Below are 22925 nucleotides of genomic sequence, written 5' to 3'. Positions count from 1 at the left end.
TTATATAAAGGTAGATAGTTGCCTGTCCGCTACACAGGACCTGCATCAGCGCAAAAACTGATTTTTATCATTAATTCACCAGGTTAGCCAGTTTCTGTTCATTGAGGATGGTGATCACTCCCTGTTTTATTTCCAATAATTTCTCATCGCGGAAATCGCCCAGCGTACGTATCATCGATTCAGTAGCTGTACCGGCAATTGTAGCAAGGTTCTCCCTCGATATATCAATGGAAAATGGCTGGTCAGTAACGTGATGGTATTTTTTCTTGAGGAAGAGTAGCGCTTCCGCTACTTTCTTACGGAGGGAGCTATATGCCAGATGTAATAACTGCTGTTCTTTCTCAGTGATATTTTTAGCCAGTAGCCTGATAAATTGTTGCGCTACCTCGCGGTTGCTATTGATCAGGGCTTCGAAATCTTCCCTGGGAATGGCAGTCAGTTCACAAGCTTCCAGTGCTTCCGCATTCTCATGGTAATTGCTGCCCTCAAGCAGGGCTACATAACCCAGGAATTCACCGGCACTGTAAAGGTTCACAGCCAGCTCCTTTCCATCATTGTTGACCTTGTATGTTTTAACACGGCCTTTTTCAATAAAATAAAGGCTGGTAGGTCTGTTCCCTTCCTGGTAGATCAGTTGTTTCTTCTTATACTTATCTGTATTACCCTCTTCCATTAGTTTTTTCAGAGGATTAGCGCCTGTAGCTGTCAGCAGCAGTTGTTGTAGTCCTTCCATATCTGCAGGTAGTACCTGTTTTTTAAGTTCTGATTTTTTTAAACGGCTTTCTACCGCGTTCAGCAGATCAGTACCGCTGAAAGGTTTTGTAATATAATCATCCGCACCCATTTCCATACCTTTCCGGAAATCTCCGCGTTCACTTTTGGCGGTAAGAAAGATGAAGGGAGTATCTTCCACCTTCGGATTTTTCTGTAGCAAATGTAATACACCATATCCGTCCAGCACCGGCATCATAATATCACACACAATCAGGTCTGGTAAATGCTCCAATGCCATTTCTACCCCGGTTTTCCCGTTCTCAGCCGTCAGTACTTTGTAATTGGCCAGTTCGAGTATCTCGGCAGTGTTGTCACGGATATCGTCGTTATCTTCTATCAGCAGGATCGTTTTCATTGTCATTCTTTTAATTATGATTGCCGGAAAGTGACAATAAAGGTGGTGCCTTCATTAAGTACACTTTCACAGGTAATGTTTCCATTCATCAGCTCAGCGTATCTGCTCACAATATGCAGACCAAGACCAGTTCCCTGGATATTGCTTACATTGTTACCCCTGAAGAAACGCTCGAAAAGGTGTTGCTGATCCTCATGGGATATACCAATACCGGCATCTTTCACCTTCAATATTACACTATTTCCTGTATGTTCAGTATGTACTGCTATAACAGTATGTTTCCCAGAGAATTTGATGGCATTTCCCAGCAGATTTAACAGGATGTGTTTCAGCAGGGAAGGGTCAAGATGTACGGAAGTAGCGCCCTCATGCTCATAGGTGATCCGCTGTCCTTCCTGCACAATATCCTGCAGTTCCTGTATGGTGCTATTGATATGCTGCACAATATCAAATGTAATGCTGCGCACCTGTACACCACCTTCTTCTATTTTTCCTACAGAAAGGAAATCATTGAGTACTTCGGTGAGTAAAGTAACAGAAGAAATGATACGCTGGATATGTTTGCTACGTTTAGGCTGTTCTGCTTCCGTGGTATATTGGTTCACCAGGAAAGCGGAAGACAGAATAGTACTGAGGGGAGTGCGGAACTCGTGCGATGCCATAGACACAAACCGTGATTTCAGTTCACTCAGCTCTTTCTCCTTGTCGAGGGCCGCCATCACTTCCTGCTTGGAATGTTCCAGCTGCTCCAGTGCATTGGTCAGCTGCTGCGTACGTTCACTGATCTTGTGCTCCAGCTCATTGTTCAGCTTCTCGATCTTTTCTTCTGCCTTCTTCCTTTCAGTGATATTATTGATATAGGCGATCACGAAAGCTCCTTCCTCATGCTTATATTGGCTCAGACTGATCTCCACGGGGAACTCCGTTCCGTCCTTTTTGGAGGCGAAAAGATCCAGCCCTATTCCCATTGGGCGGCTCTGTGGATGATGGTTGTAATGGTTACGGTGATCCACATGCCTGTCACGGAAACGTTTCGGCAGCAGTCGTTCAATGTATTCTCCCACCAGTTCATCCCGGTCATACCCGAATTGGGTCAGGGCAAAATCATTGATCAGTACAATCTGCCCCTGCTGATTGGTAACAAGTATACCAATACTGGCATAATTGAACAGCGCTTCGAAGCGCTGCAATTCTTTATTATATTCCTTCTTGTATACATTGTTACCAGGGAGCATTGCCATCAGCTTATTAAACCACTTCTTCATATTATATACTTACTGTGAAAAGAATACGCAGTAAATATACTTTATAGACTGTAAAATTCCACTTCAGGAACATACGGTCATATGATGGTGGTCACCCCCCGGAATGATAATGCTCATTTTTCCCTTACATTCCTATCCAGCCACCTGGCAGCCAGTGTGGTCCAGGCCAATCCGGCTTTATTACCCGGTCTGAGGCCGTAACCGTGTCCTCCTTTGGCATACAGGTGCAATTCTACCGGTACTTTGGCATCTCTCAGGGCGCCTGTTACTACCAGTGCACTGTTAGAGTAATAGTCATCTGCAGTGGCAAACACGAAGGTGGGAGGGGTATGTTCATTTATCTGGAGTTCAGGTGTGATACTGTGGTTAGGTCCCAGGTCAAGATAAGCAGGGTAGATCAGCAGTGTAAAATCAGGACGGGCAGAACTGCTGTCACTGGCATCAATGGGAGTATAAGTCTGTTTATTATACAGGGTGCTGGCCCGGGCACTCAGGCTGCCGCCGGCAGAAAATCCCAGTACGCCGATCTTTTCCGGCCGCAATTGCCATTCTGCTGCCCTGCTGCGCACAATGCGGATAGCGCGTTGTACATCCTGCAAAGCCCCTTCCTGCTTCTGTGGCACCCGGTATTGCAGCACAAACACCGTAAAGCCCTGTTCATTCAGCCATTTGGCTATTTCATAACCTTCCAGGTTGATAGCGAGGATCTGGTAACCACCACCGGGGCATACAACCACCCCTGCGCCATTCGCCTTGCCCTTTTCCGGCATAAAGACCTGCATCAGCGGATCGGTTACATCGGTTAGGCGAATTACGCCATTACTGGTATCCTTTGTGGGAACTGCAGGTTTTTTAGGACCAGTTTCCCCGGGCACTGCTCCCGGCCATAAATGGATAATATCCTTTTCCTGCGTTTGCGCCAAAACCTGCATAGATATTACTGATAAAAGAAGGGTGTAGAATAGATTTTTCATATCGAGGATCATTTGTGAAAACAAAATAGCAAAAGAATCAGGAATTCTTATATTTGACGCGACTCAAAATAATCATCGTACCGCCAGGTACCAAATCCTCTATCTATGAAAAGAGCACGTTTCATTGTAACCTTCCTGTTGCTATGCTGCATGTCGGCAGCCAATGCCCAGACAATTAGTGATGTGATTACCAGTGCAGACTGGGATGTAATGTTCCCGCACCGGTTCAACCCGGACGACCGGTCGGGTAGCGGTATACCCCCCAGTACGCCCGCTAAGGACTTTTACTCTTATGCCAACTTTACAGAAGCAGTAAGACGTATGTCCAACATCAAAATCCTTTCAGAAAGACGTTGTGCCACCAACGCGTATAAGCTGACCCGTGTAGACAAAACTACCGGTGCTACAGTGGTGATCCGCAAGGATGCTGATTTCGACATTTCTTCCAACGCCATCATTCAGGAAACGATCGACTATGCCACCTTTGCCGGCGAAGGAGACCTGAGCGCCCGCAAGAGAGAACTGTCAGCATTCCTGGCCAACATTTCCCAGGAGACGACCGGTGGCTGGCCTACCGCTCCCGGCGGACCATACGCCTGGGGTCTTTATTTCCGCGAAGAAGTGGGATATGAAGGAACCAATAATATCGGTTACCGTATTGACGATCCTATGTATCCGCCCGCTCCCGGCAAATCCTATCACGGCCGTGGTCCTATACAGCTGAGTTATAACTATAACTACGGACAGGCAAGTGAATTTATCTTCGGCGACAAGAACGTATTACTGGCCAACCCGGAGAAAGTGATCCAGGACGGTGTGATCGCTTTCGAAACAGGCATCTGGTTTTGGATGGCACAACAATATCCTAAACCTTCCTGTCATGATGTGATGATCTCCGGCAAATGGACACCAACAGCCTCTCAGCAGGCTGCAGGACTTAAACCTGGTTTTGGCGCTACTGTCAATATCATCAATGGTGGTATTGAATGCGGCAGCGGTACAGAGAATACCAAGGTACTCGGCCGTATTGGTCACTATCAGCGTTATACCGGCATCAAACAGGTGAGTATGGAACTGAACGGTGGTAATAACGCCGCTAACTGCGGTTGCGCTACAATGCCCCCTTTTGCTATTGACAATACGGAGTGTGCGCAGATCACTGCCCTGAAATTTACATCACCGTCCAACGGCATCATGGGTGTCACTTCTTTAGCGCCAGTTACACTGACGGTATCTAAGAGTGATCCAAGGAATGAGATTACGCAGGTTTTTATCAAAATAGGTGGCTTGCGACTGTCAGGCACCAGCGTACAATGGACACCTACAGCTTATGGCGCCCAGACAGCTACTGCAGTAGGTCTGAGGAATGGTAAAGATTCCATCGTAACAACCATCTCATTTACAATATGGAACACCCAGACCTTTGAAGGTTGTGCTTCCCTGCCGGCCTGGGAGTCTACGAAGATCTATGAGACTGCCGGCAATATCGTTAAGTACAACAATGTCATCTATCGTAACCAGTGGTGGGCTGGCAGTGGCGATGTGCCAGGCACTAATACCACCTGGGCTGTTGTAGGCGCCTGTAACGGCAATGGTGGCGATGGTGGTGGTACCGGCCAGCCTTGCGATGGTATAGCAGGTTGGACACAAGGAGGTATCTATACCGCAGGTACTAAAGTAGCATATGGCAAGAAGATCTACCAGGCTAAATGGTGGACACAGGGCGATCAGCCTGACCAGAACACCGGCGACGGCAAACCATGGACATTCGTAAGTAACTGTTCCGCTTCTCTTACCAGTGTAACAACAGCTGTTGTTGCAGATGATCAAAGCACTATTGCTAAGGGATCATTGAAAGTATATCCGAACCCCGTTACAGGCAATACCCTGAGCGTTGCAGTGGACGGTGGTACAGAAAAAGTGCTGTTGTCGCTCGTGAATACGAAAACAGGCCAGATTGTACTGCAGCAGGTGGTGACACCTGCCGGTAAGGGCACTCAACAGGTACAGCTGGATATCAGCAAAGTACCTGCCGGCGTATGGATCTTAAAGGCAGATAAAGGCAGGTTCGGTGTGATCGGCACCAGCAAGATCGTAAGATTGAAATAAAGTTAATTTTTAAGGGAGCTGTAACCAAAGGCATATCTCATGCGTTAAGTGTTACAGTTCCCTTTCCATAAGCAGGGAAGGGGCTTAAATTAATTTTTCATGAGAAGATCATTAACCTTTATTTCCCTGGCTGTAGTTGTCATGGCCGGATGTAGCAAGAAGAATGCCCCTGCGCAGGATTGCGTAAAGTATGAAAAAGTCCATGTTACCAGGATCGATAAAGCATCGGCCGGTAAAGATGGCGCTACTACCGTTTATTTTAACGTAAACAATGGCTGCGGACAGTTTCATCAATTCAATGAAAAGAAAAGCGGCAATACCCGTACAATCACTGTAGAAGCAGTATATAAAGGTTGTATGTGCACCATGGATATTCCTGAAAGGAAAGCGTCCTATAAACTGACAGAAAAGACGCCCGGTACTTATTACCTGAAATTTGTTTCCGGAGAAAATGATTACCAGATAGATACAGTAGTTATTAAATAAAAGGAAGGCGTCTCGTAACAGAGGCGCCTTTTTCTTTATAGTTGTTTTAGTATGATTTTCCTTCAGCCGTAAGGCAATCATGATATCTTTATTCCTTCCATGAGTCTTTGTCTTTATCTTTTTGAGATTACATTTTGTGAATGGTGATTTTAATGATTGGAATTATTCATTTGCAGTTCATTCTAAAGCAGTAGCTCTTTAGGAATAGGGTACTTGGCCAACATGGCTACTGCCTCCTCGTGTTTTTTCCTTGCAAAGGGACGTATTTTGAAAACTTCTTCAAGAGTCATATCAGGTCGTATAGGGACCACAATATTATCTTTTCTTTCGTGGGTACTTTCCTTTTGTCTTTTTGAGATTACATTTTCCATGAATGATGATTTAATGATTGGATTATTTTTTGAACAGTAATTCCATAGGGAATGGACATCTCTCCAATGTAGCTTTTGCCTGTTCATACTTTTTTCTTGTAAACGGACATATTGCCAAAATTTCTTCAAGAGTCATATCGGGTCGTGTTTCGACCATAATATTATGCTTTATTAGAAACTCATCAGTCCTCGTTATTTGTCTTTTTGAGATGACATTTTCCATAAATAATGATTTTGTTATTTACTATTATGAGAGATTTCTTATGCCAAGGAAAGCATTATATGCTTGGTTCTGTGTAAAGTTTTGCCATTCGTTATTTTGGTAACCAAATATTTTAAATTGATTAGTAATATCACTCAAGTATTTTGTGATACAAATCCTATATAATCTTGTCCTTGAAGGTGTGCTACCTTCAACATATATAAATGAATCTGGGCGATCAATAGTAAAGGATTCAACCACTGCAGCTACAGTTGTCAATATCATCTCATGATCGTTATTGCCTGAGTTTACATTATCAACAATTCCATTGGTTCTTTTATCTATTTCGCCGAATGAGAGATTATAAAAGTTGTGGCTTATTCTCATAAATCGTACTGTCTTTTTAATTTCTCCTTTGGGACCAATACTGGTAAATTCATAATCAGTTTTTCTGTCGGTTTTTGAAGTCATTGTAAACAAATAATGATCTAAATGCATTCCCCCGGTTTTAACTTAAACAATGGTTTTTATTCTGAACATATGACAATAAAAAAAAACGCCACCCCTGACTTGTAACATCAGGGGTGGCGTTTTCTCTATCACTAAATTACACCTTTTCTCAACATCTCAAAATTTCCCTTCAACTTTTTTTCAAAAAAAATTAAGGGATGAAGTACGAAACTTCATCCCTTTTCTCATCCATCTTAAAATCCCGTAAACTAATAACTAAATCCCTTCCTTTTGTACATCCAGATGTTCCTCCAGCCATCACCCTGCTGTGCCAGGGTGAGTTCGTCGGCGGTCAGTTTTACGATCACGTATGTAACCTTGTTACCGAGGCTGATGTCACTACCTGTTATCTTCAACGTCTTATTTAAAGTGTCCAGTTCAAACAGCGCTTTCTGTGAAGCACCTGCATGCGTAAACGTATAGTTTTTCGCACCCTTCAGATCAAAAGTCATTTCATCTGCGGCCACGTCCTTTTGTGTCAGATAGGCGATGCCGTTCTGCCACCATTCGGGCGCTGTTGCTCCACCAGAACCATTGCCATAACAGATGCCCCCCGGAATATCAGATGCCCATACCCATGTCTTGCCATCCTGTGCATTGGCCAGCAGATTCCACATAGGGCTGGAAAAATACTGAGGATCGTTTTGTGAAACAGTGATCTTTGCAGAATCAGCTAATGGGCCGCCCTGTGTATAGATAGTATAACGAACGGTATAGTCTCCCGCAAAAGGCAGATTGATAGTATCCAGCTTCTTTTTAGAGAAACCACCGGTAAACTCCCAGTAGGGAATATATCCGCCCTGTGTCAGGCTATTTAACATTACTATATTGTCATGTCCCTGTTGCTGTGTAACGGAGAACTTCACATCGCTCTTAGCGATAGATGGTCCGCCAAGACTCTTTTCATCTTCCTTTGTACAGGATACCAGCACAGCCGATAATGCAAGCAGGGATAAGGTGATAAACTTTTTCATAATGCAGTTTTTTGAATGATTCGACATTAGTTAGACCAGCCGGTATTTTGTTTATAAACACCGCTTGACAGATTGATCTCCTGTTCAGGGATCTTAAACAGTCCCTGTGTTTCTGTACGGAAACCTACATCGAACTGGCTATCACCACCGCTATTGTCAATAGCAGCTTTGGCAACGCTTAAGCCCTGACGCAGTAAGTCCCAGTAGCGCTGTCCTTCCAATGCAAATTCCAGGCGGCGTTCTTCCATGATCAGCTTTTTACCATTGGCATCGCCGGTCAGTGTTTTACGACTGGTCGTGTTCAGGAATGCCCTGTCACGAACCTGGTTGTAGTAGTTCTGCGCCTTGGATAGATCAACATCGAGATTCAGTTCTGCCGCCATCAGCAGCACGTCTGAATAACGGATAATAATGTCATCAAAATAATTGTCGATTTGAAAATTACCTCCCTTGCTATCTGCATTACCATCATTCAACGGCATATATTTTTTCCAGAAATAACCGGTGTACTGCGACTGGTCGCCAATAGCATATGCTGTCAGGTTTTCATCCTCAATGGAAATAATGCTGGCGCCTCTCCGGGTATCAGTAGCATCATAGGCATTCCATAATTTAGGTGTCACAGTACCGGCGCCCCATCCTTTGTAGTAAGGGCCAATCACCTGGCTGCGGATACCGATATCTACCTGCATGCGGTTACCATTATGCTGGTTCCAGTTGCCCAGGCCTTTGTAGGTAAATTTGATGGACCAGACAGTTTCTTTATTGTCTTCTCCTACAAACGACCTTCCTGATGCCTGCCACAGACGAGGGAAGCTGTCTACCAGTCCGTATCCGCTGGCGTTGATGACATTGTCCAGGTAATTGATCATTTGTGTTTTGTTAACAACACCTGCCAGATCCGGTTGATTATAGTAACCGGTATAATACAGATATACACGGCCTAACAGCGCCTGTGCCGCCCATTTGGTAGCCCGGCCGTAGTTGTTGGGAGAGATACCCTGATATGCGGTGGCGGGCAGATTATTGGCTGCATATTGCAGGTCTTCGGCTATCAGCTTATATATGTCTGCCGGAGCCGCCTGCGGCATATTATACTCGGAAACAGTGAGCGGTTTGGTTACCAGTGGAATATTACCAAATACGCGTACCAGGTCAAAGTAGAAGTATGCTCTCAGGTAGCGGGCTTCAGCAGAGTAGGTGGTTTTCAGGGTGGTGTCTGCACCCCAGTTTACGCCGCCTATTTTAGCGAGTAATACATTAGCTCTATAGATACCTGTATAACCTCTCTGCCAGAGACCCAAGTTTATATTTGATGCTTCCTGAAAGCGGTCCCACTGTTTCCATGTAAGGTCGGAAGTACCACCAGCACCAAAGCAGTTATCACTGGCTATTTCTGATACAAGGTGAATGTTGTCATAGTCACCGATATTGAGCTGGCTGTATACGGACACCAGTGCCTGTAAAGCCTGTTCTGGTGTTTGATAGAAGGAGGTTTCCGTCTGTTCATTTACAGGCGAACGCTCCAGGAAGTCCTTACTGCAGGCAGCAAAGAGTGCAATTGCTATAATGGATACGAAGATCTTTTTCATGTGGAATGATTTACCGGATTAGAATTTAACGTTCAGACCAACCAGTACAGTCTTAGGTTGCGGATAAGTACCCAGGTCTATGCCGGAAGCCCATCCGGTAGGACCATAACCTACTTCAGGATCTACACCTTTGTAAGGTGTAAAGGTGAACAGGTTGGTAGCAGAAACGTATAATCTCAGCTGCTGTAAAGGCAATGTGTGTAACACCTTCTTGAAATCATATCCCAGGTTCAGGCTTTTGATACGCAGGAAAGATGCATTGTGTACGTACAGATCAGAAGAACGGATCCAGTTCTGGTTCAGCTCAGCGCCATCTGTTACACGGGGAATGCGGTTAGAGGTGCCTTCACCTGTCCAGCGACCGAGTATTTCTGTACTGTAATTGCTGAGCGGACTGGAGAAGTCATGCGTTCCATCCCAGATCTTGTTGCCATAGTTACCATACAGTGAAGCAGAGAAATCGAATCCTTTATACCCCAGGTTGAAGTTCAGGCCATAAGTGAACTTAGGATAAGGATTACCGATCTGTGTTTCATCCTTGCTGTCTATTACGCCATCGCCATTGAGATCCTGGAAACGAACATCACCAGGAAGGGCATTAGGCTGTATTTTCTTGCCGTCCTTATTTACATAGGCAGCCACTTCATTTTGATTCTGGAAGATGCCAGCTGTCTTATATCCGTAGAAATAACCCATCGGGAAACCTACCTGCGCACGGTAAAACTCTGGCATACTTGCAAAGGTGATGCCCCCTGACCCGTTGATGATCTTTTCCCGGTTAGGGATATCGGTGATTTCATTACGGTTCACACCGATATTACCATTCACACCCACAGAGAGACCATGGAAGGTATGATTGTAGCCCAGGGAAACCTCCACACCCTGGTTACGCACATTACCTCCATTGATCAGTACTGTCGATGCACCGGAAACAGCAGGTACGTTTACTGGTACCAGCCAGTCCTTTGTTGTTTTGCGGTATACATCCACTGTCAGGTTAAAGTCTCTGAACAGTGTCGCATCGATACCTACGTTGGCCTGTTCTGAAGTTTCCCATTTCAGATCAGGGTTAGATATCTTGACAGGCGCTGCACCTATAAAAGGAAGGTCGCCGCTGCCAAAATAATAACTCAGGTATTGTGTCGAGATAGTAGACAGGTATTGATAATATCCCGTAGGGAGGTTACCATTCTGTCCCCAGCCTGCACGTACTTTCAGGAAGTCCACCCAGGAGAGTTTGAAGAAATCTTCATTCGTAGGTACCCAGCCAATAGAGAAGGATGGGAAAGTACCTCTGCGGTTGTTCGGGCCGAAGCGGGAAGATGCGTCCGATCTTACTACAGCGGTAAACATATATTTGTCAGCATAAGAATAGCTGATACGTCCGAAATAAGAATAAAGCGTAGCAGAACTATCAGCACCAAAGATACGCTGTGTGCTGTCTGTAGTACCATTGTCAATAACGGCATTATCCAGTCCTTGTTTGGTCAGGTCCTGTTTGTAACCATTCAGGTAAGAAGTTTTGGTTTCGTTGGAGTTCATACCTACCAGTACAGCTACATTATGCTTACCGAAATCACGCTGGTAGTTCAGGGTGTTATCCCAGTTCCAGGTATGTGTGCGGTAGATGCCCTGTGTAGCACGGGAATGCTCATTTACTACGTTGGTAGACAGGTTGTATATCGGTGTATAACTTCTCGAATCGTTATTGCTCACATCAATACCGAAGTCAGTACGTAGTGTCAGGCCTTTAATAGGCGATACCTGCAGGTACGTATTACCCATGATACGGTCAGTCTTGGATTTGTTCTGGTTCTGATAATCCATTACTGCCACTGGGTTAGCTTCCTGCACATTGAAAGTAGATTTTGCGTAGCTGCCATCAGGATTGTATACAGGGAACAGCGGACTTACGGTGAACGCAGACCGGATAGCATTGCCGTAGATATTGCCTACACCAACCCCTCTTTTAGAGGACTGTGTATAAGTCACGTTTTCACCGAATACAACAATATCCTTGTACATCTTATGCTCGCTGTTCATGCGGAAAGAGAGCCTGTCATATTGAGACTGGTCTTTTAAGCCGATGACACCTTCCTGTTTTGTATAGGCAACAGAAGAAGAGAACACAGAAGTTTCATTGCCACCTGCAAATGCCAGGGAATGGTTTTGCATCGGTGCTTTCTTATTGTAGATCGCTTCCTGCCAGTCAGTACCCTTACCCAGTTTGCTAAGCTGATCTACGGTGAAATAAGGAACGGAGCCGGAGTTAATGGCCATCTCGTTCATGATCACACCATAGTCGTGTGCATTGAGCACAGATACTTTATGTGAAGGATTCTGTATACCATAGTAAGCGTCGTAAGACATTTTCATGTTTCCTGCACGGCCTTTACGGGTGGTAACCAGTACAACACCATTGGCTGCCCTCGCACCATAGATAGCGGAAGATGCTGCATCTTTCAGTACATCCATCGCAGCAATGTCTGACGCGTTCAGGTAGCTGATATCTGAGGTAGGTACACCATCCACGATGTATAAAGGATCCGCATTACCAACAGTACTGGTACCACGGATGCGCACTTTCATGCCTTCTCCCGGCTGTGCCGAAGTAGCAGTGATCTGTACACCGGGAGTCTGTCCCTGTAAGGCCTGATCTACACGCAGGGCATGGTTCTGTTCCAGCTGCTGTGTATTTACATGGTCAATAGCGCCGGTTACCAGTTTTTTCTTTTCGGTACCATAACCTACCACCACGATCTCGTCAAGACCGGTAGCACCTTCGGAAAGATTAACGGTGAGTGATGTTTTACCTCTGGCAGAGATCACCTGCTTGGTAAAGCCTACAAGTGTTACTTCCAGGGAGTCGCTATCGCTTACCTGCAGGTTAAAGCCACCATTGGCATCAGTAATGGCGCCATTGTTGGTGCCTTTAATGCGTACGCTGGCCCCTGGCAATGGACTATTATCTTTTCCAGCAGTTACCTTTCCGGAAAGCGCTCTTTTAGCTGTTTGCGCCATTGCCACGTTGACGGGCAACAGCATAGCCACCAGCAGCACGCTGCTTAATCCGCATGAAACGGGAATCATGCAGGCAGTCACAAAATCTCTGATTTTGTAAGCAGTTTTCATAATGTTAGAATGTTAGTAGTTACGGGATGGTTTTATCGATGGTCAAAACGTGAATAAATTCACAACGTGTTAGTTTTTAATACTTCTTTTTCTTCATGTAAGTGGTTAATTTTTTAATGATATCTTTTTGGCTGTACCGTCATACAGCACAACGGTTGCATTCCTGTTGTCGAAATCCATGCTCACTGGTTTATCCTTCCCTGCTCTCACAATACGGAAGGTCCTATGCTGCAACATGCCCGGGAAATTACCTTCCCGCTTGCCTATTGTCAGCGTCTGGCCTGCTTCATCGTATGTGAGGTTGATGGTACTGTATTGCCCTTTTTCGTAATTATAGTTGACACCCTCATCTTCGTAGAGTGTGAATTTTCCATTAGCTCCTGTATATACATATAATGTGATCGTATCGGCCGGACGCTGTGCGGTGTATTGCATAGCCGGACCGAAAGGAACAATGCTGCCTGCTTTTATATATACGGGGATTCTATCCAGCGGAGCATCCGCGGTAATGTATTGTCCACCTTCATTATAAGTACCGTTGTAAAGATCATACCAGCCGGCATTGGCAGGGAGATATAGTTTACGACTGCGTGCTTTATAAGTATATACCGGATTGACCAGCAGCGCAGGACCAAACATAAACTGATCACCGATGTTCCTGACAGCTGTATCCTTGTCGAAATCCATGATCAGGCCACGCATCATGGTATATCCACGATGATAGGTATGTCCTGCAAGAGAATAAATATACGGCATCAAACGATAACGTAGCTTATCATAATAGATCATTGATGTCAATTCGACACTATTTTCCGGCGCAATGTTAAACGGCTCGCGATAAGGATACTGTCCATGCGAGCGGAACAGTGGACAGAATGAACCGTACTGGAACCAACGGGTGTTCAGCTCTCTCCATTCCTGGAGATCAGCCCCCTGCGGATCAGGTTGGTCGTATTTATCCTCCACATAAAATCCTCCGATATCTGTTGTCCAGTAAGGCATGCCAGACAAACCGAAATTCAGTCCCGCTGGTATCTGTCTTGCCAGTTCATCAAAGCGGGCGGCAATGTCTCCACTCCAGGTAGCTGCACCGAAGCGTTGCATGCCGGCATAGGCAGAACGTGTCAATATGAATACGCGCTGGTCTGGTTTCTCCTGACGCTGACCTTCATAGATGCCTTTCGCATTCATGAGGGCATAAGAATTGAAGTATTGTGTAGATGGTCCCAGCGCAGTAGGATTCATCAATTGTTTGCGGTAGTCGATAGTGGCGTTGGACAGCACATCTGGTTCTGTAGCATCCAGCCACCAGGCATCCACGCCTTTACTGAAGAGGTGTTTGCTGAGCAGTTGCCAGAACAGCTTACGGGCGCCGGGATTAAATGCATCATAGAAAGTAGATACATAGCCCTTGCCAATCCAGTCCCTGATACCATCGTTAATGCTTTGTTTATAGAGCCAGCCATTATCATTAAAGAGCTTATAGTTCGGAATATCCTTATAGAACTTAGGCCAGGCTGATATCATGAAGTGAGTATGATAGATATCATGTAGGGAATCTATCATGCCTTTTGCATCTGGAAAACGCTGCGGATCGAATTCCTGGCTACCCCAGGCATCTTCTTTCCAGTAAGACCAGTCCATTACAATATTGTCCAGAGGGATCTGCCTTTTGCGGAATTCCTGGACTGTGCCGATCACATCACGTTGTGTCTTATAACGTTCCCGGCTTTGCCAGTAGCCCAATGCCCATTTTGGAACAATGGCGGCTTTACCCGTGATAGCACGATAGCCATTGATAACATCATCTGTCTGCTGGCCGTATACAAAATAATAGTCTATCTTTTCGCCTGCCTCTGACGTCAGCGCTGCTTTGTTCTGCAGCTTTGCGGGAGTAGGGGAGAGATGTTTTACAGAAACAAACGCCTGGTCGGATTCAGGGATCCATTCCACCTTAAATTTGTATTTCTTTCCCTTGTCCAGCTCATGACGGAATACAGAAGGACCAGGGTTCCATCCTTCCCTCCATTTGTCAAGTTTCAACTGCCCGTCTATCCATACCTTGATGTAACCGGAGCCTGTCATAAAGAATTTCTCCTGTCCGCCAGTCTGAGACGTGATATCTCCTTCCCAGGTGATCACACCTTTTTCCATTCGGTAGCCCGCCGGCATTTTCTTCAGATCGGGCAGAAAGGTAAAATCGATCAGCGACTCCTGTCTTTGCAGGAAGATGCTGTCTGGTTTATTACGCATCGCATACGTAGCAGTCAGGCCACCGGCTTTCCCATTTTTATCAGATAGCTGGAGACTGCCCAGTTCTTCATAAGGTCTGTCATCTCCGAAGCGGGTAATAGAGTAGTTGTCCCACAGTATACCATAGTGCCTGCTGGATACCAGGAAGGGTATCACAGCTACGGAGTTGTACTGGGTCAGGTCCACGTCCTGGTCTTTATAGTTCATTAACCCTGTCTGGTGTTGACCCAGTCCATAGAATGCCTCACCCGCAGGTGACTCAAATACCTGCTGTAATTTATAAAGCGGCTTGCCATCAATCACGGCAGGGGTGAAGGTCTTTCCGCCTCCCTGTTTTTCCTGCAGGATCACCTGTCCTTTAAGATCCCTGAATACCACTTCTCCGGTAGTCAGATCAATACTGGCTGTTAATGCGCCTGTCTTTAATGTAGCCTGGTTGTTTTTCTCCTCACTGGTCCATTTTACTTCCCGGGTACCGGTTATCACGGCCATGAGGCTGGGTGTTCCGGAAATGGAATCTGCCGGGCTGGCAGTTACCCTGATAATGTTGTCATTAATTACCTGTAACCTTACCTGTTTAACTCCTCCGGCGGTAGTCTTTTCTAACCGTACGAGTAAACCATCCTTAAATCTCTCAATTTTTCCTGCATAGCAGAACTGTATGCAAAAGGTAAACGCCAGGACCGGGAGTAGTCTCTTTTTCTTCATATCCATGGAATTGATCTGATAATTATTGTTGGCAGCCGATAGAATATATTATCAATAGTTTCTATTGCTAACGTGTTGAGGCAAATTTAACAGTCCCCTTTAAGACCCAGGGGAGGGGATTGTTTGTGATTAGGGGTACAAATGTTAACCAGTTGATGGTGGGGAAGGTGGGGTTTGATAAAAGGAAGGGTATGATTTGTTAAGGCAGGTGCTTAAAATGAGCCCCTGAGATCAGTCATGAGTAATTGACTGTGTCATGTTTTATTTTTATTCCCCATTAATGGATTGAAGCGTATTGTCTTGTAACTTGTATGAAAGCATGACAAAGCATTAGAACCTCATGACAATTTCTTTTGATCTGGATGACACCCTGATCCCGGGCATGAAACGATTTCCGACAGAGTCACAACGGTTCTGGCATCGGCTGGTGAGCCGCGAGAAGCTCAGGACGGGTACCCTGACATTGATGAAGGCCTTAAGGGAGCAGGATTGTAAAATTTACATTTACACCACCTCGCTGCGATCACCTGCTTATATCAGATGGCTTTTCTTGTCTTACGGTATACGGTTGGATAAGATCATTAACAAAACAGTACATGACAAAACATTATCAGGCGGGGCAGGTACAGTATCCAAGTTGCCGCCTGCATTCGATATTGATCTGCATATTGATGATTCGCCCGGGGTAGCTCAGGAGGGAGTCCGGTTGAATTTCAGGACGTTCATTGTGGAGGAGCAGGATGCAGATTGGGTGAGTAATGTATTGAAGACAATAAAAAGCCTGCCGCTTTAACCGGCAGGCTTTTCTATTTCTCATAAGCAGGCTTTCATCCCATTGCCGCTTCTTCCAGCGCTCCAATATCCAGTTTCTTCATCTTCATCATCGCCGTAGCCGCTCGCTGCGCTCTCCCCGGATCTTTATCCTGCAGCAACTCCTGTAAGCCATTAGGTACTACCTGCCAGGACAAGCCAAACTTATCCCGCAGCCATCCGCATTGCTCTATGGTACCACCTTCTGAAAGGGCAGCCCATAGCCTGTCCACTTCTTCCTGTGTTTCACATTTAATAAACATAGACACAGCAGGTGTAAAAGAATAGTGCGGACCGCCATTGAGGGCTATAAAGTCTTGCCCATCCAGCTTGAACTCCACCGTCATTACTTTCCCTTCCTGCCCGGGAAGGCCCGGAGGGTAACGGCTGATCTTTCCGATAGATGAATGCTTAAAAAGGGAAGTATACAGTTTTACTGCCTCTTCCGCCTGGGTATCGAACCATAAGAAAGGAGTGATCTTTTGCATAACAGTAGTTTTTAGGTACGTTGATACAACAAACTTACCCTTAGAAATTTTTACAAAAGCGGTGTGAAGAAGACATCTATAAGGGTAGATTAGGACAGTATTAATTTTCATCGCGATGTACCATACTGAGCCTTAAAATTTCGAATATTACCATTAACTTACAGGTACCAGGAGTTTATGGGAAATATATTTACACAAATACCACTCAATATCCATCAACGGTTAGCCTTGGAAGCCAACCCCATCTGTATAACAGAACTTGCGGACGGTGGATATCTGCTTAATTTCAACAAAGATCCGCACGTCATCCGACTGGATAGCTCCTTCAATCAAATCTGGAAGAAAGACCTGCAGGCACAGACGATCAATTACGTCAACTGTATGATCACTGCAAGCCCGGATGGAAAGATGATGGCACTTTCCGGCAATGAAACCATACGCATATTAGACCTCGATGCTAATTTGTTGTGGGCATTTTCGCATGAGCCATGGGGGAAGTTCCTCGGATCGCCTTGTGCTTTTTCTTCCGATGGACAACTGATCTGGTTTATTGTTCCGGGCAGTTCTACATTGGAGAATGATATCCTGTATACAGTAAGCGCATGCGATTATAAAATAATAGATACCTGGATGATGGATGGAAACCAGGACTATAATTACATGTTCTACCCAACACCGGATAATTACGCGATGATTGTGGAGGCGGCCGCCGGACAGGATGCCAGCCTGTTTTATCGCGTGCGATTAGAAGATGGGAAGATCAGCTGTGAAGAACTATCCGAATGCCATGACAGGATCATGGGTAGCTTTTCTCCTGATGGGAAAGAGTTTGTGACAGCTCCTCATCATGAAGATGGGATTGAACTGTTCTCATTCCCGGAAATAAGAAAGACGGCGATATTAGAACGGGATGAGCTGTTCGCCGAAAGAAATGAATACCCCACTACAGATGACGGCGACAACGTTGAATATGTAGTCTTGTATGTGAATGACAAAACACTGCTGACATTTACCCGCTTTGGCAGGTTGTTACTGATAGACAGGGAGAGTTTAAACTGTACCGGAGAACTCATGCCCGAAGGTTGTGAGATCAGGGCCTACGATATGGCTGGCCGGCCTACTACTAAATCCAATGAAGTCATTGACTACGCCGGAGAAATTGTCACAGTAGCATTGACGAAGCAACATCAGTTGCTGTTGACGCACAACTCCGGCGAAGTAAGGACATACCATCTCCCGGAAACGCTTTGCTAGATCATTCCGCTTCTCCTGCATAATTGCCCTTAGGATATCCCTCAGGCGCTTTTACTTCGAAGTATTCATCGAAGTCTTCCGCAGCAGTCGTATCATACAGGTGATTAAGGGAAGTAATAAAGCTGGTAAGATCTGGTGCGATAGTGTTCCTGTCATTGTCCGCATGCCAGAACTCAATGATCTGTCCCCGGATGCCGGTAAATACACCCGCAGTATCATAACAAATACAGTCGCCACCACCATTATCAAAGATGGGTATCCATGCAGGATGCCACCAGTTCTCCAGCTCGAAGTCAGTGCCTATCATGGATGTATGCTCCTCGGCTGTGGATAAGGCATGCTCCAGCGACAGGAACATGGAATTATTGACAAATGCCTCATAAGAATCATCACGCTGCCCGTTCTTCCATTGGTATAATGCACGAAGGTCTGCAGGAATCGTTACATTAAATTTCTTTTCAAGGGCTGTTATTGCTTCTGTTGAAAGTCCCGGTTGTAACGTAGCATAATAAGCAGCTCTTTTACCTGCCAGATGACTGTCCAGTTTGTTAAGAAATGCCTGCATAGCGATCAGTTTTTAAGTGTTCTTATAAGCGGATGGTAACACGCCGTATTCCAGTTTGAAATACTTTGCAAAATACTTAGGATTATTGAATCCTACCTCATATGCTACCTCAGCCACCGTCAATTGACTTTTACCCAGTAATTGAGCCGCCCTTTTCAGGCGGATGGAACGTATGAATTCAAGCGGCGGTTTCCCCGTAAGGGATAACAGTTTCTTATACGCAGATACCCGGCTCATATGCAGTTCCCTGCTTAGTTCTTCTACAGAGAAATCCGGGTTGGATATATTCTTTTCAACAATCTGCAAGGCCTGTTGGATGAATAGCTCATCCTGTGAAGAGATAGCTATTTCTTCCGGATGTGCATCAATATGTTGCTGGAAGGTTTTCTTCAGTGATGCCTGCTGTGTAATGATATTACGGATGCGCGACAACAATACCTCATAGTTGAATGGTTTGGTGATATAGTCTGTAGCCCCATTATCCAGCGCTTCCAGCTGATCTTCTTCTGAGGCACGTGCGGTAAGCAGAATGACCGGTAAATGCGCCAGGCGTTGCTGCTGTCGTATCCTGCGACAAAGCTCCAGGCCATCCATCTCCGGCATATTCACATCGCTGACCACCAGGTTAGGAACTGTTTGTTGCAGGATGTTCCATCCTATCTGTCCATTAGGTGCATCGATGATATGAAAGTGGACACTCAGGTTGTCCTTTAGATAGAATCTGAAATCTTCACTATCCTCTATCAGTAATAAAACCGGTTTCTTGCCGGTATATGTCACAGGAACTGTCTCCCTGACAGGCGCCGCAGACATGATCGCTGTTTTTTCCGGCGCCGTGGTAACAGGCTTGCCGGATATACCCTGTACAGGCAGCAGGATGGTAAAGCAGCTACCCATACCAGGCGCACTATCAACAGAGATGCTACCGCCATGCAGCTTCACAAACTCACGTGTGATACTCAGACCAATACCACTGCCCTGATTCACCATAGAGCCAGGAATGTCATGCTGGAAGAACCTTTCAAAGATCCGCTCCTGCTGTTCCTGAGGAATGCCGATACCAGTATCCTTCACCATAATAGCCAACACCGACCCATGTTGCAGTTGAACATCCACAGAGATATTCCCCTGTTCCGGTGTGAACTTAAACGCATTGCTTAACAGGTTAAAGATGATCTTTTCTATCTTATCCGGATCATATAACATGTGTAGCTCTTTGATGCTGCTATGAAAGTCCAGGTGTATCTGTTTCTTTTCCGACAGGTCAGAGAAAGAAGTGGTCAGCTCTTTTATAAATGCAACAATATCTCCTTCGCTGGTGTATAGCTTGATCTCCTGTACCTCCATCTTGCGGAAATCAAGCAGCTGATTAACGAGATTGAGCAGGCGGCGGGCATTACGTTGTATCAGTACCAGCTGCTGCTGCAAATTATTCTCCAGGCCCTTGCCCAGGATCTTTTCCAGCGGCGTGATGATGAGGCTCAGTGGTGTCCTGAACTCATGGCTGACGTTGGTGAAGAAGCGGATCTTTAATGCATCCAGTTCATGTATGCGCTGTGCTTCCTGTTTCTCCTGCTCAATACGGGCACGCAGTCTTTCCCTTTCCAATACAATCCTTCTTGCCAGTATCAGGGCGCCTATAATGAGCAGTACATACAGTATAAATGCCAGCGGTGTTCTCCAGAAAGGAGGAAGTATGGTGATATGTAACTCCACGGGAGCAGGCGTCCATACGCCGTCATTGTTGGATGCCTTCACCCGGAAGGTATATTCTCCGGGGTCCAGGTTGGTATAAGTCGCTTTACGGAGACTGCCATCTGCAGTGAGCCATTCATTGTTGAATCCTTCCAGCATATAGGCATACTGATTCTTCTCCGGATGGAAGTAATTCAATGCCGCAAAGGAAATGGAGAATACATTCTCCCTGTATTTTAAAGTGATCTTTTTTGTCTGTGTGATAGATTGTTGCAACAATATACGTCCATTGATGGTTTCTCCGGGCGTCATACTTTTATTGAAGATCTGGAAGTCGGTGAAGACGATGGGAGGTATACTCCGATTAATAGCAATGGAATGCGGATAAAAGAGATTGAAACCATTACCACCTCCGAAGATCAGTTCTCCTTTGCTGGTCTCTAAAGCGGCATTTTCATTGAACTCTCTTCCCTGTAATCCGTCAGATTCATCATAGTTTTTGAAGTGAAAGATATATCCTCCGGATTTCTCCTGTATACTGAGATTGGATATACCATTGGAGGTACTCATCCACAGTGTTTTGTTCTTATCTTCCAGGATGTTCAGCACAATGTTGTCTGGCAAACCATCTTCCTTTCGCAGTATGCGTATCTTTTTCGTTGCAGGATCATACAGGTTCAATCCTTCGTGTGTACCTACCCATATCAGTCCGCGGCTATCTTCGAACATACAGATGACGTTCTTGTTGCTCAGGCCATCCGGTTGTTTGTCGATGGTACCGTAGTGTGTGAACTTACCCGCTTTGTTCATGACATCCATACCATCCGAAGTACCTATCCAGATATTGCCGGTCCTGTCTTCCATTATGGCCGCTATATAAGGCGATCGCAGAGACACGCCGTTGGTAAAGCGCTGGAACTTACCGGTAGCCCTGTCAAGTATGTTCAAGCCTCCGCCTAATGTACCTACCCATAGGCGCTGCTGACTATCTTCAAAGATTTCCCAGACGCTGTTATCACTGAGGCTATTGGGATCTGCAGGGTCGTTTTTATAGTGGATAAAACGGCTGCCGTCAAAACAATCCAGTCCACCGAAATAAGAGCCGATCCACAATTTCTGCGCACGGTCTATCCAGAGGCTCACAATCACATTACCGCTGGGTGTATTGGGATTACCTGCTTCATGCAGGTACTGTTTGAATGTATTATGCTGGCGGTCAAAGTAGATCAATCCACCGCCATTGGTACCGATCCAGAGGTTGCCCTTTGCATCTTCTGCAAAACGGTTTACGTCATCATAAGGAAGACTATTGGCTGCAAATACCTGGTGCTGGTATAAAGGGAACTTAACAATATTTTCGTGGTAATAGCAGATGCCTTTCTTATAAGTACCGATCCATATAATACCGGAGTTATCACGGTACAGGGCGTTGATACTATTTTGACTCAGACTCTTAGGATTTTCACTATTGTTAAGGAGGTACTGTATAGATTGTTTTTGTTTGTCGATGATATTCAATCCGCCATGATCTGTGCCTATCCAGATCAGTCCCTGGTTATCTTGTACCACACCTCTTACAATATTCGTGTTGAGCCTTACCGTGCCGGTATTCTGGTTATAATGTGTGAAGGTGGCATTGTGTTGATTGTAATAATAAATACCCAGTACATCCGTATTGCTGAAAATCCAGAGATCTCCGTCTTTGTCGGCCATCATCTGGTAGTCCTGCTGTTTGCTGCTGCCATTCTGTTCGGGCATCTGTACCTGGTAAACAATTGCAAGACTGCGGCTGTCCATTCTTTGCAGCAGTCCGTCTGCATGCAGTATCCAGATGTTGCCGGCAGGGTCTTCTGCAATGGATACAACGGGCGCATTCTCTGTTGCTTTAAAGCTGATCTTAGTTGATGTATGAGCAGCAGGTGCATACCTGAATAAGCCATTCTTCGGCATCACAAACCAGTACATCCCTGCCTTGTCTTTCATGATCTGACCAACAGAGTCGCCTGGAATACCGTACTGCCTGAGTACAGGCCGGATGTCTCTTTGGAAGTTGCCTTTATCAGGATAGTAGATGTTCTGGCCATTACGGTTTGTGATCCATAACAGGCCTTCCGGGCCTTCCATGAGGCTGGTGATAAAGTTGTCGGAAAGAGTAGTGGAATCGCTGAGGGCCTGGCGGAATACCTTGAAGTTATAGCCATCGTAGCGGTTCAGGCCCGACATGGTGCCAAACCACATGAACCCACGATTATCCTTCAGGATGCAATTGACCTGGTTAGCAGAAAGTCCCTGGGTAATATCTATCCTGCTCAACTGGTATTGCGACGAGCTTGTTTGTCCCTTGAGTAAAGCAGGTAGGAATACCAGCAAGAATAGAATAAATAGCTTTTTCTCCACTTGTGTAATTA

17 protein-coding genes are annotated in these 22925 nt (G+C 45.5%); 4 read left to right on the top strand and 13 right to left on the bottom strand.

Annotation, left to right across the window (positions count from 1 at the left end):
- Positions 1-70: 70 nt before the first annotated feature.
- From CLV42_RS26425 to CLV42_RS26415, 3 genes are all read right to left on the bottom strand, one after another.
- Positions 71-1129, bottom strand: a complete 1059-nt coding sequence (locus CLV42_RS26425; protein ID WP_106604939.1) for a response regulator — start codon at positions 1127-1129, stop codon at positions 71-73.
- Between the two features lie 14 nt (positions 1130-1143).
- On the bottom strand, positions 1144-2394 hold the full coding sequence (locus tag CLV42_RS26420) for a PAS domain-containing sensor histidine kinase (protein ID WP_106604938.1): 1251 nt from the start codon (positions 2392-2394) through the stop codon (positions 1144-1146).
- 113 nt (positions 2395-2507) lie between these two features.
- Positions 2508-3368, bottom strand: a complete 861-nt coding sequence (locus CLV42_RS26415; RefSeq protein ID WP_106604937.1) for an alpha/beta hydrolase — start codon at positions 3366-3368, stop codon at positions 2508-2510.
- 105 nt (positions 3369-3473) lie between these two features.
- Here CLV42_RS26415 and CLV42_RS34215 point away from each other — a divergent pair, with 105 nt between their 5' ends.
- Both CLV42_RS34215 and CLV42_RS26405 read left to right on the top strand, forming a co-directional pair.
- Complete coding sequence (locus CLV42_RS34215; protein ID WP_106604936.1) at positions 3474-5477, top strand: glycoside hydrolase family 19 protein; 2004 nt, start codon at positions 3474-3476, stop codon at positions 5475-5477.
- Between the two features lie 99 nt (positions 5478-5576).
- On the top strand, positions 5577-5963 hold the full coding sequence (locus tag CLV42_RS26405; RefSeq protein ID WP_106604935.1) for a hypothetical protein: 387 nt from the start codon (positions 5577-5579) through the stop codon (positions 5961-5963).
- A 182-nt stretch (positions 5964-6145) separates the two neighbouring features.
- Here CLV42_RS26405 and CLV42_RS26400 read toward each other — a convergent pair whose 3' ends face one another.
- The 7 genes from CLV42_RS26400 to CLV42_RS26370 all read right to left on the bottom strand — a co-directional run bounded on the left by CLV42_RS26400 (position 6146) and on the right by CLV42_RS26370 (position 15705).
- Positions 6146-6334, bottom strand: coding sequence for a hypothetical protein (locus CLV42_RS26400; protein WP_106604934.1), 189 nt, complete (start codon positions 6332-6334; stop codon positions 6146-6148).
- Between the two features lie 22 nt (positions 6335-6356).
- On the bottom strand, positions 6357-6557 hold the full coding sequence (locus tag CLV42_RS26395) for a hypothetical protein (protein ID WP_106604933.1): 201 nt from the start codon (positions 6555-6557) through the stop codon (positions 6357-6359).
- A 24-nt stretch (positions 6558-6581) separates the two neighbouring features.
- Positions 6582-7034 carry a DUF6934 family protein gene (locus tag CLV42_RS26390; RefSeq protein WP_106604932.1) on the bottom strand — a complete coding sequence of 151 codons (453 nt, stop codon included), beginning with the start codon at positions 7032-7034 and terminating at the stop codon, positions 6582-6584.
- A gap of 221 nt (positions 7035-7255) precedes the next feature.
- On the bottom strand, positions 7256-8020 hold the full coding sequence (locus CLV42_RS26385; RefSeq protein WP_106604931.1) for a hypothetical protein: 765 nt from the start codon (positions 8018-8020) through the stop codon (positions 7256-7258).
- Between the two features lie 26 nt (positions 8021-8046).
- Positions 8047-9612, bottom strand: coding sequence for a RagB/SusD family nutrient uptake outer membrane protein (locus CLV42_RS26380; protein WP_106604930.1), 1566 nt, complete (start codon positions 9610-9612; stop codon positions 8047-8049).
- Positions 9613-9630: 18 nt separating this feature from the next.
- A complete protein-coding gene (locus CLV42_RS26375; protein ID WP_106604929.1) occupies positions 9631-12744 on the bottom strand; it encodes a SusC/RagA family TonB-linked outer membrane protein in 3114 nt (1037 codons plus the stop codon).
- A 105-nt stretch (positions 12745-12849) separates the two neighbouring features.
- Positions 12850-15705 (bottom strand): TIM-barrel domain-containing protein, encoded by a 2856-nt coding sequence (locus CLV42_RS26370; RefSeq protein WP_106604975.1) that lies wholly within the window; start codon positions 15703-15705, stop codon positions 12850-12852.
- A gap of 340 nt (positions 15706-16045) precedes the next feature.
- On the opposite strand from CLV42_RS26370, the gene CLV42_RS26365 reads away from it, so the two are divergent.
- Positions 16046-16498 (top strand): hypothetical protein, encoded by a 453-nt coding sequence (locus tag CLV42_RS26365; RefSeq protein WP_106604928.1) that lies wholly within the window; start codon positions 16046-16048, stop codon positions 16496-16498.
- 34 nt (positions 16499-16532) lie between these two features.
- On the opposite strand, the gene CLV42_RS26360 is transcribed toward CLV42_RS26365, so the two are convergent.
- Entirely contained in the window at positions 16533-17003 is a 471-nt protein-coding gene (locus CLV42_RS26360) for a VOC family protein (RefSeq protein ID WP_106604927.1), read from the bottom strand.
- A gap of 177 nt (positions 17004-17180) precedes the next feature.
- Between CLV42_RS26360 and CLV42_RS26355 the strand changes: the two genes are divergently transcribed.
- Positions 17181-18257 (top strand): WD40 repeat domain-containing protein, encoded by a 1077-nt coding sequence (locus CLV42_RS26355; protein WP_106604926.1) that lies wholly within the window; start codon positions 17181-17183, stop codon positions 18255-18257.
- A gap of 1 nt (position 18258) precedes the next feature.
- Here the strand turns inward: CLV42_RS26355 and CLV42_RS26350 are convergent, their stop codons facing one another.
- Both CLV42_RS26350 and CLV42_RS26345 read right to left on the bottom strand, forming a co-directional pair.
- Positions 18259-18822, bottom strand: coding sequence for an SMI1/KNR4 family protein (locus CLV42_RS26350; RefSeq protein ID WP_106604925.1), 564 nt, complete (start codon positions 18820-18822; stop codon positions 18259-18261).
- Positions 18823-18834: 12 nt separating this feature from the next.
- Positions 18835-22914 carry a hybrid sensor histidine kinase/response regulator transcription factor gene (locus CLV42_RS26345; RefSeq protein ID WP_106604924.1) on the bottom strand — a complete coding sequence of 1360 codons (4080 nt, stop codon included), beginning with the start codon at positions 22912-22914 and terminating at the stop codon, positions 18835-18837.
- Positions 22915-22925 lie beyond the last annotated feature (11 nt).

Source organism: Chitinophaga ginsengisoli (assembly GCF_003014595.1).
Classification (GTDB): domain Bacteria; phylum Bacteroidota; class Bacteroidia; order Chitinophagales; family Chitinophagaceae; genus Chitinophaga; species Chitinophaga ginsengisoli.
This window is presented reverse-complemented; position numbering and strand designations above follow the sequence as displayed.

Coding starts and splice junctions, on each gene's coding strand:
- CLV42_RS26425 (WP_106604939.1), bottom strand. CDS start 1,129: ATGAAAACGATCCTGCTGATAGAAGATAACGACGATATCCGTGACAAC.
- CLV42_RS26420 (WP_106604938.1), bottom strand. CDS start 2,394: ATGAAGAAGTGGTTTAATAAGCTGATGGCAATGCTCCCTGGTAACAAT.
- CLV42_RS26415 (WP_106604937.1), bottom strand. CDS start 3,368: ATGAAAAATCTATTCTACACCCTTCTTTTATCAGTAATATCTATGCAG.
- CLV42_RS34215 (WP_106604936.1), top strand. CDS start 3,474: ATGAAAAGAGCACGTTTCATTGTAACCTTCCTGTTGCTATGCTGCATG.
- CLV42_RS26405 (WP_106604935.1), top strand. CDS start 5,577: ATGAGAAGATCATTAACCTTTATTTCCCTGGCTGTAGTTGTCATGGCC.
- CLV42_RS26400 (WP_106604934.1), bottom strand. CDS start 6,334: ATGGAAAATGTAATCTCAAAAAGACAAAAGGAAAGTACCCACGAAAGA.
- CLV42_RS26395 (WP_106604933.1), bottom strand. CDS start 6,557: ATGGAAAATGTCATCTCAAAAAGACAAATAACGAGGACTGATGAGTTT.
- CLV42_RS26390 (WP_106604932.1), bottom strand. CDS start 7,034: ATGCATTTAGATCATTATTTGTTTACAATGACTTCAAAAACCGACAGA.
- CLV42_RS26385 (WP_106604931.1), bottom strand. CDS start 8,020: ATGAAAAAGTTTATCACCTTATCCCTGCTTGCATTATCGGCTGTGCTG.
- CLV42_RS26380 (WP_106604930.1), bottom strand. CDS start 9,612: ATGAAAAAGATCTTCGTATCCATTATAGCAATTGCACTCTTTGCTGCC.
- CLV42_RS26375 (WP_106604929.1), bottom strand. CDS start 12,744: ATGAAAACTGCTTACAAAATCAGAGATTTTGTGACTGCCTGCATGATT.
- CLV42_RS26370 (WP_106604975.1), bottom strand. CDS start 15,705: ATGAAGAAAAAGAGACTACTCCCGGTCCTGGCGTTTACCTTTTGCATA.
- CLV42_RS26365 (WP_106604928.1), top strand. CDS start 16,046: ATGACAATTTCTTTTGATCTGGATGACACCCTGATCCCGGGCATGAAA.
- CLV42_RS26360 (WP_106604927.1), bottom strand. CDS start 17,003: ATGCAAAAGATCACTCCTTTCTTATGGTTCGATACCCAGGCGGAAGAG.
- CLV42_RS26355 (WP_106604926.1), top strand. CDS start 17,181: ATGGGAAATATATTTACACAAATACCACTCAATATCCATCAACGGTTA.
- CLV42_RS26350 (WP_106604925.1), bottom strand. CDS start 18,822: ATGCAGGCATTTCTTAACAAACTGGACAGTCATCTGGCAGGTAAAAGA.